6 protein-coding genes and 1 pseudogene are annotated in these 9750 nt (G+C 62.5%); 6 read left to right on the top strand and 1 reads right to left on the bottom strand.

Annotated features, from left to right (window positions below; genetic code table 11):
• The 3 genes and pseudogenes from ACV4UY_RS16090 to nadC all read left to right on the top strand — a co-directional run.
• Positions 1-767, top strand: a pseudogene (locus ACV4UY_RS16090) (hypothetical protein); the annotation flags it as partial.
• A gap of 146 nt (positions 768-913) precedes the next feature.
• Positions 914-3709 carry a valine--tRNA ligase gene (locus tag ACV4UY_RS16085; protein ID WP_491608572.1) on the top strand — a complete coding sequence of 932 codons (2796 nt, stop codon included), beginning with the start codon at positions 914-916 and terminating at the stop codon, positions 3707-3709.
• Positions 3706-4536, top strand: coding sequence for a carboxylating nicotinate-nucleotide diphosphorylase (nadC, locus tag ACV4UY_RS16080; RefSeq protein ID WP_491608571.1), 831 nt, complete (start codon positions 3706-3708; stop codon positions 4534-4536). The genes ACV4UY_RS16085 and nadC overlap by 4 nt, the downstream gene beginning before the upstream one ends.
• Before the next feature lie 475 nt (positions 4537-5011).
• Here the strand turns inward: nadC and ACV4UY_RS16075 are convergent, their stop codons facing one another.
• Positions 5012-7003, bottom strand: a complete 1992-nt coding sequence (locus ACV4UY_RS16075; RefSeq protein WP_491608570.1) for an ATP-dependent helicase — start codon at positions 7001-7003, stop codon at positions 5012-5014.
• A gap of 145 nt (positions 7004-7148) precedes the next feature.
• On the opposite strand from ACV4UY_RS16075, the gene ACV4UY_RS16070 reads away from it, so the two are divergent.
• The 3 genes from ACV4UY_RS16070 (at position 7149) to ACV4UY_RS16060 (ending at position 9574) form a co-directional block, all read left to right on the top strand.
• Positions 7149-7493: a hypothetical protein gene (locus tag ACV4UY_RS16070; protein ID WP_491608569.1), complete on the top strand. Its 345-nt coding sequence runs from the start codon at positions 7149-7151 to the stop codon at positions 7491-7493.
• A gap of 192 nt (positions 7494-7685) precedes the next feature.
• On the top strand, positions 7686-8645 hold the full coding sequence (locus tag ACV4UY_RS16065) for an HlyD family secretion protein (protein ID WP_491608568.1): 960 nt from the start codon (positions 7686-7688) through the stop codon (positions 8643-8645).
• Complete coding sequence (locus ACV4UY_RS16060) at positions 8642-9574, top strand: ABC transporter ATP-binding protein (protein ID WP_491608567.1); 933 nt, start codon at positions 8642-8644, stop codon at positions 9572-9574. Before ACV4UY_RS16065 ends, ACV4UY_RS16060 begins: the two co-directional genes overlap by 4 nt.
• Positions 9575-9750 lie beyond the last annotated feature (176 nt).

Genomic DNA, 9750 nt, shown 5'->3' with positions numbered 1-9750 from the left:
TCGCCGAGGAGGAGCCCGTCGCCGAGGAGGAGCCTGTCGCCGAGCCTGAGATGGTTGAGGAGATCGCCGAGGAGGAGCCCGCCGAGGAGGAGCTTGAACCGGAGGTCGAGCCCGAATCCGCACCGGAAGCCGAAGAAGAGGATGAGTTGATGTTGGCATTGGGTCCGGCGCTCACGCAGCCCGAATCCGCACTGGAAGCGGAAGTTGCCGCCGAGGAAGAGCCCGTCGCCGAGGAAGAGCCCGTCGCCGAGGAGGAGCCTGTCGCCGAGGAAGAGCCCGTCGCCGAGGAGGAGCCCGTCGCCGAGGAGGAGCCCGTCGCCGAGGAGGAGCCCGTCGCCGAGGAGGAGCCCGAATCCGAACCGGCAGCCGAAGAAGAGGAGGAAGAGCTGGTGTTGGCATTGGGTCCGGCGTCCACGCAGCCCGTACCCGAACCGGCTCCGGCCCCTGAACCGGCCCCGGCCCCTGAACCGGCCCCGGCCTCTGAACCGGCCCCGGCCCCTGAACCGGCCCCGCCCCCCGAACCGGCTCCGGCCCCTGAACCGGCCCCGGCCCCTGAACCGGCCCCTGAACCGGCCCCGAAGCCTGCCGCGCCGTCGCCGTTCAACGTGCGGGAGGCCATGGATGCCAGTCCGATGCGGGCGGCGATTCGCGACCAGGTGGAGGAGGTGGCCCGTTCCTGGATTCGCGAGGTGTTGTCTGAGCGGTTGCCGGTACTGCTCGAGGAGGTGATCCGCGAGGAGCTGGAGCGGCTCAAGGGCGGGCGCTGAGTGCCGGGTCAGCCGGAACGGCGTGCGCTGAACGACATGGGTAACATTGAAAGAAGGTTTGACCTTCAGACCCGCACCGGGGGCGATTACCGCCCCCGGATCCTTTTGCAGACCTGCTTGAAAATCCGAAAGAGTCAAAAAATATCATGTCCGAATCGACCTTGCCTAAAGCCTACGATGCCGCCAGCGTGGAGAGTCGCTGGTACGCGCTCTGGGAGGAACGGGGCTATTTCGCCCCATCCAGCATCAATCCGGATGCGCCGCCCTACTGCATCATGATTCCGCCGCCGAACGTGACCGGCAGTCTGCACATGGGACACGCCTTTCAGGACACCATCATGGATGCCCTGATCCGGCAACGGCGCATGCGCGGTGGTCCGGTGCTCTGGCAGACCGGTACCGATCACGCCGGCATCGCTACCCAGATGGTGGTGGAGCGTCAGTTGGAGGCCGAGGGAAGCAGCCGTCACGATCTGGGACGGGCGCTCTTTCTGGAGCGGGTCTGGAAGTGGAAGGGGGAGTCGGGCGGGACCATCGTGCGGCAGTTGCGGCGTCTGGGGGCCTCTTGCGACTGGAGCCGCGAACGGTTCACCATGGATCCGGAACTTTCCCACGCGGTGCGCGAGGCCTTCGTGCGGCTGTACAACGAGGGGTTGATCTATCGCGGCAAGCGGCTGGTCAACTGGGATCCGGTGTTGTTGACCGCGGTTTCCGACCTGGAGGTGATCTCCGAGGAGGAGCGCGGCTCCTTGTGGCATCTGCGCTATCCGTGGGCCGAGGGGGATGGTTACGTCGTGGTGGCCACCACCCGTCCGGAGACCATGCTCGGGGATGTGGCCGTGGCGGTCCATCCCGACGACGAACGGCATGCCCATCTGGTGGGGCGGGAGTTGATCCTTCCCCTGACCGGACGGCGCATCCCGGTGATCGCCGACACCCATGTGGATCCGGCCTTCGGGACCGGTTGCGTCAAGATCACCCCGGCCCACGATTTCAACGACCACGAGGTGGGGGCCCGGCATGGCCTGCCGGTGATCAACATCTTCACCCCGAATGCCCGCATCAACGATCAGGCCCCGGAGCCCTATCGCGGTCTGGACCGTTTCGTGGCCCGTCAGAAGGTGGTCGAGGATCTCAAGGAGGCCGGTCTCCTGGAGCGGATCGACGACCACAAGTTGATGATCCCGCGTGGCGATCGCACCAAGGCGGTGTTGGAGCCGTACCTGACCGATCAGTGGTTCGTCAAGGCCGCGCCCCTGGCCGAGGAGGCGATTCGCGCGGTGGAGGATGGCCGCATCCGTTTCATTCCCGGCAACTGGGACAAGACCTATTTCGAATGGATGCGCAACATTCAGGATTGGTGCATCTCGCGGCAGATCTGGTGGGGCCATCGCATTCCGGTGTGGTATGGTCCGGATGGCCATCCGTTCGTTTGCAACTGCGAGGAGATGGTCTACGAGATGGCCGCCGAGCACTATGGCCAGATCGTGAAATTGACCCGTGATCCGGATGTGCTCGACACCTGGTTCTCCTCGGCCCTTTGGCCTTTCGCCACCCTGGGTTGGCCGAAGAAAACCCCGGAGCTGGCCCGCTACTATCCCACCGACGTGCTGGTGACCGGCTTTGACATCATCTTCTTCTGGGTGGCCCGGATGATCATGATGGGGTTGAAGTTCACCGGTGAGGTGCCGTTCCGCGAGGTGTACATCACTGGTCTGGTGCGTGACGCGGACGGCAACAAGATGAGCAAATCCAAGGGGAACATCCTCGATCCGCTGGATCTGATCGATGGCATCGACCTGGAGAGCCTGGTGGAAAAGCGCACCCGCGACATGATGCAGCCGCAACTGGCCGCCAAGGTCGCCGCCGCCACCCGTGCCGAGTTCCCCCAGGGGATCCCGGCTTTCGGCACCGATGCGTTGCGTTTCGCCATGGCGGCGCTTGCCGTGCAGGGACGTGACATCAAGCTTGATCTGGCGCGGGTCGAGGGGTATCGGAACTTCTGCAACAAGCTTTGGAACGCCGCCCGTTTCGTGCTGATGAACGTCGAGGGGCATGCGCTCGCCGGTCCGGTCGCGCCGCGCACCTTGCCGGATCGCTGGATCCTCTCCCGGTTGCAGAAGGTGATCGCGGCCATGGACGCGGCCATGGAGCGCTATCGTTTCGACGAGGCCGCCGCCGCGCTGCATCGTTTTCTGTGGGGCGAGTTTTGCGATTGGTATCTGGAGATGGTCAAGCCGGTGCTTTACGACGACGGGTTGGCCGAGACCGACAAGAACCACACCCGCCGGGTGATGGTGACGGTGTTGGACGCCTCCTTGCGGCTGTTGCATCCGTTGATGCCGTTCATCACCGAGGAGTTGTGGCAGAAGGTCGCCCCTTTGATCGATCGGGGCGGAGCGACGCTTATGCGCGCCCCTTGGCCGGTGGTTGAGGTCGGATTCGAGGATGAGACCCTGGAGGCCGAGGCCGAGTTCGTGATGGCCCTGGTGACCGCGGTGCGCAACGTGCGTGGCGAGATGGACATTCCGCCCGGTCGGCGTTTGCCGGTGTTGGCGAGCGGCGAGCCGGAGGCCTTGGCGATCTTGCGGCGTCACGAGGGGTTGATCGCGGTTCTGGCCCGTCTGGAGGGGTGGTCGGAGTTGACCGGCGAAATTCCGGAGGGGGCGGCCACGGCGGTATTGCCGGGGATGCGCATTTTCATCCCCCTGGCCGGAATCATCGATCCGGCGGTGGAGATCGCCCGTCTGGAGAAAACGTTGCAGAAGCTGGAAACCGATCTGACGCGGGTGACCGGCAAGTTGAGCAATGCCGGTTTTCTGGCCAATGCCAAGCCCGAGGTGGTGGCCGGCGAGCAGGCCAAGGCGCGTGAATTCACCGAAAAGCGGCGGGTGCTCGAGGATGCCCTGGCGCGCATGCGGCGTTTGGGGGGGGTGGCATGATTGACCGCAACTGGCGAAAAATCGTGACGCGTGCCCTGGAGATGGACATCGGGCGTGGTGATCTGACCAGCGAGGTGTTGGTGGATGATCGGCAGACCGGGCGTGCGGTGTTGTGGGCGCGCCAGGCGTTGGTGGCCTGCGGTTTGCCGGTGATGGCCGAGGTTTTTTCCCAGGTGGATGGTCGCATTCGTCTGGAGCCGGCCTGTGTCGAGGGTGCGGTGGTGGGTGCCGGGGAGGCGATCTGTCGGGTCGAGGGGCCGGCGCGGGGGATTTTGACCGGTGAGCGGGTGGCGTTGAATTTCTTTCAGAATCTTTCCGCCATTGCCACGGTGACCCATCGTTATGTCGAGCGGGTGGCCGGCACCAAGGCGCGGGTGGTGGACACGCGCAAGACCACGCCGGGGTTGGGTTCGATGCAGAAATATGCGGTGCGCATCGGTGGTGGTCATAATCACCGTCTGGGTTTGGACGATGGCATACTGGTGAAAGAAAATCATCTGGCGTTGGCGGGTGGGATTACGGCTGCCGTGGCCCGGTTGCGGGCGAGGGTGGGTCATTTGCACCGCATCGAGGTGGAGTGTGAGACGTTGGCGCAGGTCGAGGAGGCGTTGGCGGTCGGGGTGGAGGTGCTTTTGTTGGACAACATGGATTTGGCCGGGTTGCGGCGTGCCGTGGCATTGGTGGCGGGACGGGCGATTCTGGAGGCGAGTGGCAATGTGACGTTGGAGACGATTCGCGGCGTGGCCGAGACCGGGGTGGATCTGATTTCCGTGGGGGCGTTGACCCACAGTGCCGGGTCGGTGGATGTGTCGTTGCGGGTGGAGTAGGGGAATGGAGATGAAACGTTACAACTGATGGGGTTCAGGGGCGAAGCCCTTGGTGGGGTCCAGAAGCCCTTGGGACTCTTCTTTTGCTTTTCGCGCTTACACGATAAGCACTTTCTCGCGTTTTTTGCGAAAAAGTGCGCAGCACGCGCTGTCCCATGTGCCCCTTCCGTTGTCCGCCAGGGCAATGGAGAGGGCGAATCGCCCTCGGGAGGCGCGCCGCCTCCGGCGACCTGTTTTTTCTGGCCATGTTCGCGGGAACGTTTCGCCAAAGGCGCGAAACGTTCCCGCAGCCAAGGAGGCGTGCAGCGATTTTTACAAAAAACGTGAAAATCGCTTTTTTGAAGAGTTCGATAAAAGACAATAAAATCAAATACAAAAACTTGAAAGCTCTGCCTCCAGACCTCCGCCGGGGACCTTCGGCCCCCGGTCCCTCGTAACGGTTTTTCGGGAACCTTTGGGTCCCCGATCCCCGATCCTACGAATAGAACGGCCTCCTCGGCCTTGGAATCCCCACCCCACGCCGCGCCATCACCCGCGCCTCACGCTTCTGAATGGTCTCGGGCGGAATCTCCTTGAGAAACCGCGACGCAATCGCTGGCTCCAACCGCTGAAACAACCGCCGCGATCGGGCATGACTCAGAAACAACCGCTCCTTGGCCCGCGTCATGCCCACATAGGTCAAACGCCGTTCCTCCTCGACCGCTGCCGCGCCTCCCTCTTCGACCGCCATCTTGTGCGGCAACAAACCCTCCTCCAAACCCGCGAGAAACACCACCGGGAACTCCAAACCCTTGGCCGCGTGCAAGGTGGAAATGACCACCCGATTGATGCCATCCTCCCGACGCTCGGTTCCGGGTGGATCGGCTTCGAGGGCGGCACGCTCCAGAAAGCCGCCCAGATCATCGACCTGGGAGAGGAAAATACGCAATTCCGTCAGGTTCTCCCGAATGTCGTTGCGCCGGTCCTCCAACTCCACCGCATCCTTGTAGCCGGATTCGTCCAACAGATGATCCAACACCGCCACCGGATGCTCCACATCCAACATCGCATGGGCTGCGTCGATCAACCGGACAAAGGCACTCAACTTGCCCATTGCCGCGCTGCCCGAACCCTTGAGCCCGATCAGATGCCGCGCACCCTCCAACAACGACCCCTCCACCTCGCGGGCCGCGGCCAGAATCTCCTCCAACGCCTTGGGCCCGAGCTTGCGACTCGGTACGTTGATGATGCGCTCGAAAGCCAGATCGTCACGGGACGAGTAGGCCAGCCGCAGATAGGCCACCGCGTCCTTGATCTCGGCACGATCCATGAACCGTAAACCACCGCTGATCCGATAGGGGATGTTGTATTCGTGGAAAGCCTGCTCGAAAAGTCGCGTCTGACTGGAGGTGCGTACCAGGACCGCCATGTCGTTGAAAGATTTTTCCGGCACCAGACGCAGGATCTCGCGGGTAACGTGACGCGCCTCGTCCTCCCCGTCCTCGGCCACATGGATGATGATCGGCGCACCCTCCTTCCCCTCGGTCCAGAGGGTCTTGCCCTTGCGACCCAGATTGTGATCGATCAACCCACCCGAGGCGCGGAGAATGTTCCCTGTGGAACGATAGTTCTGCTCCAGGCGGATGATGCGGGCATTCGGGAAATCCTCTTCGAATTTCAGGATGTTGTCCAGCCGCGCCCCGCGCCAGCTGTAGATCAGCTGATCGTCGTCGCCCACCACGCACAAGGCGGAATCCGCAGCCAGACGCCGCATCCAGTCGTATTGAACCTTGTTGGCATCCTGATACTCGTCCACCAGGATGTGGCGAAAACGCTGCCGATAGGCATTCAGCACCTCCGGGGAACGGTCCCAGAGCTTGAGACAGTTGGAAAGCAGATCCCCGAAATCCATGGCGTTCAGACGGCGCAGCTCATCCTGATAGGCGGCGTAGAAGTCGCTGACGCGCATCAGATCCCGAGAGAATTTCAAACGGGTTTCGGCCAGATCCTCGGGACCGAGCCCATCATCCTTCCACCGGCTGATCGAAGAGGCGAGTCGCTTGGGGGTCCAGTAGGCATCGACCATCTCGCGCTGCTCGGCGAGCCGTTTGATGAGCCGTTGCTGATCCGACGAGTCCAGGATGGTGAAGAGACCGTCGAAGCCGATCCGCTCCCCATGGGCACGCAGCATGCGCGCACCCATGCCGTGGAAGGTGCCGACCCACAAACGCCGCGCCACCGTCTCGTCGAGTCCCAGAAGCTGGACGACCCGCTCACGCATCTCCATGGCCGCCTTGTTGGTGAAGGTCACGGCCAGGATCTCACCGGCGCCGGCCTCGCCCTGATACAACAGACGCGCCAGCCGACGGGTCAGAACCCGCGTCTTGCCGGATCCGGCGCCGGCCAGCACCATCAGGGCGCGCTCCGAGGCCATGACCGCCTGTTGTTGGGGTTCGTTGAGGTTTGCGAGAAAATCGATGTTGGTCACGAAGGGGTCGCCGATCAAAAAGCCAAGAGAATGGGTAAAGTCCGAAGCGGCGGGTGCCGATACAGAGGCTTAACGGGAACCAAAATCTCCCGCGATATCGTAATTCTTATAAATCCTTTTGAACCGCTCGCAAAGGATATTCGCCATGATGATCTCGAGTTCCACCATCGCCATGGTTGCCCTTTCCGTCACCTCCGGGCTGGGAGCCTCCAGCCAGGGCAATCCGTTCGATGGTTTTGGTCCGGATTATCAACTGGAGATCTCGGATCAGGGGCTCTCCTTGAACACCTCTTCCTCCGGGGGCACCGAAACCAAGATGCGCAACGTCCTGACGCGCATTCTGCTCGAAACTCTCTTCGGCGCGGACGCCAACACGGTCAGCGGTTCGGACGACGAAACCGCCAAACAGGAGCTGGTGCGCGAGGTGGTGGTGGATCCCATGATCGAGGATGTGATGGGCAAGATCGTGACGTTGAATCGCGTGGCGTGATCCTGTCGATGGGAGGCGGGCCTTCCCTACAGCGTGAGAAGGCAGACTTATGGGACGGCTGACCGGCCTGGGTCCGCACATGGCGATCCAGGCTTCACGCGTAGCATCCTCGCGTCCGCTTGCTCGCGCCTTGGGCTGGATGCTAGCATGACCATTCATTCTGGTCATGGTTGGGTTTTGATTTGGTTTCGCATGAAAATTTTTGTCTTTCTTCCACTTCTTCTCCTGCTCGGTTGCAAGGAGCAGCCGGCCCATACCGTGCAAGGGTATGTGGAAGGGGAGTATGTGCGCATCGGTCTGCCGACAGGCGGGCGTGTCACCGAGGTAAGGGTTGCCAAGGGGGCGCGGGTTGAGGCTGGTGCGGTGTTGTTTGTGCTTGAGGATGATCTGGAACGGTTGGCGGTCGCCGAGGCCGAGGCCAATCTGGAGCGTGCGCGTGCGCAACGCGACAATCTTCTGACTGGCAAGAGATCGAGCGAAATCAAAGTTCTTGAGCATCAGCGCAACCAGGCCGAGGCTCATTTGCGTTTGAGTTCCCTGCGCAAGGCGCGTCAGGAGAGCCTGATCCGGAGCGACGCCACCAGTCGGGACCGGTTGGATGAGTTCATTTCGGCCCGACAGCGCGACGCGGCGCGGGTGGAGGAGTTGGAGGCCACCATCCAGGTGGCGCGCGAGGGGGCGCGCGAGGCCGAGATTCAGGCCGCCGAGGCGGCGTTCCGGGCTGCCGGGGCTGGTCTGCGCCGTGCCGAATGGCTGTTGCGTCAACGGACCGCCCAGGCCGGTGTTGCCGGGCTGGTCGAGGAGGTGCTGTTCAGACCGGGAGAGACGGTTGCGGCCCAGCAACCGGTTGTCACGCTTTTGCCGCCCGGTCAGGTCACGATCCGTTTCTTTCTGGGCGCCGAGGCGATCGGTCGCCTGTCGCCGGGCGCGAAGCTCTCCCTGGTCTGTGCCGGATGTCCGGCGGATCTGACTGCCCATGTCTCCCACATCGCCGCCGAGGCGGTTCATGCCCCGCCGGTGCTTTATTCCCGCGAGGGCAAGGAGAAGCTGGTCTTTGCCGTCGAGGCGTTGCCCGATGCCCACGCCGAGCGGTTGCATCCCGGTCAGCCGGTGACCATTGATCTGGCATCGGGAGTCCGACCTCCCTCATGAACGCCGCCATCGAGGTCGAGGGGCTGACCAAGCGGTTCGACCAGCGGACCGTGGTCGATCATTTGAGTCTTTCCGTTTTCCAGGGGCGCATCATGGGGTTTCTCGGACCGAACGGTTCCGGCAAGACCACCACCATGCGCATGTTGTGTGGTCTGCTTACTCCGGACGAGGGGCAGGGGCGATGTCTGGGGTTGGACATCCGTTCCCAGGCGCATGAAATCAAGCGCCAGGTGGGTTACATGACCCAGAAATTTTCCTGGTACGAAGATCTTTCCATCCGTGAGAATCTTGACTTCGCTGCTCGCGTGCATGGTCTGCCGGGACGCAAGGCGCGGGTCGAGGAGGCTTTGGAGCGGCTTGGTTTGGTTGCCCGGCGTGATCAGTTGGCTGGTGCTCTTTCCGGCGGTTGGAAGCAGCGTTTGGCGTTGGCGGCCTGTTTGTTGCACAAGCCGCGTTTATTGCTTCTTGACGAGCCGACCGCCGGGGTGGATCCCCAGGCGCGGCGTGAGTTTTGGGAGCAGATCCATGCCATGGCTGCCGAGGGATTGACTGTTCTGGTCACCACCCATTACATGGACGAGGCGGAGCGGTGTCATGCCATTGCCTACATCGCCCATGGGCGGTTGTTGGCGACCGGGAGCGTGGAGGAGGTGATTCGTGGGGTTGGTTTGACCACGTTTTCCATCACGCCGGCTTGGGCGGGTATCGAGAGTGGTGTATTGGCGCGGCGGTTGAATGGTTTGCCGGGTGTGGATCTGGTGGCCCCTTTTGGTGCGGTGTTGCATGTGGGTGGGGCGGATCGGGCGTTGTTGTTGGCTTCTCTGGAGCCATTTTTTGCGGATTCGGCCTTTGTCTGGCGGGAGGATGTCCCGACTTTGGAGGATGTGTTCATTCAGTTGATGCAGCGTGCGCGGCGTGGGGAGGGGTGATATCTGGGAGAAGGAGGAGGGGCCGGGGATCGAAAGATCGAATCAAATCGAGCCGAGCCGAGCCGAACCTCTCCGGTGGTAAAACTGTCGCAGGGGACGGGGGACCGAAGGTCCCCGGCGGAGGTTCGGAGGCAGAGCCTCCGAGGTTTTGTTTTTGGTTTTGGTTTTGTCTTTGG

The sequence above is a fragment of the Candidatus Magnetaquiglobus sp. genome (assembly GCF_058402785.1).
This window is presented reverse-complemented; position numbering and strand designations above follow the sequence as displayed.

Coding starts and splice junctions, on each gene's coding strand:
- ACV4UY_RS16085 (WP_491608572.1), top strand. CDS start 914: ATGTCCGAATCGACCTTGCCTAAAGCCTACGATGCCGCCAGCGTGGAG.
- nadC (WP_491608571.1), top strand. CDS start 3,706: ATGATTGACCGCAACTGGCGAAAAATCGTGACGCGTGCCCTGGAGATG.
- ACV4UY_RS16070 (WP_491608569.1), top strand. CDS start 7,149: ATGATGATCTCGAGTTCCACCATCGCCATGGTTGCCCTTTCCGTCACC.
- ACV4UY_RS16065 (WP_491608568.1), top strand. CDS start 7,686: ATGAAAATTTTTGTCTTTCTTCCACTTCTTCTCCTGCTCGGTTGCAAG.
- ACV4UY_RS16060 (WP_491608567.1), top strand. CDS start 8,642: ATGAACGCCGCCATCGAGGTCGAGGGGCTGACCAAGCGGTTCGACCAG.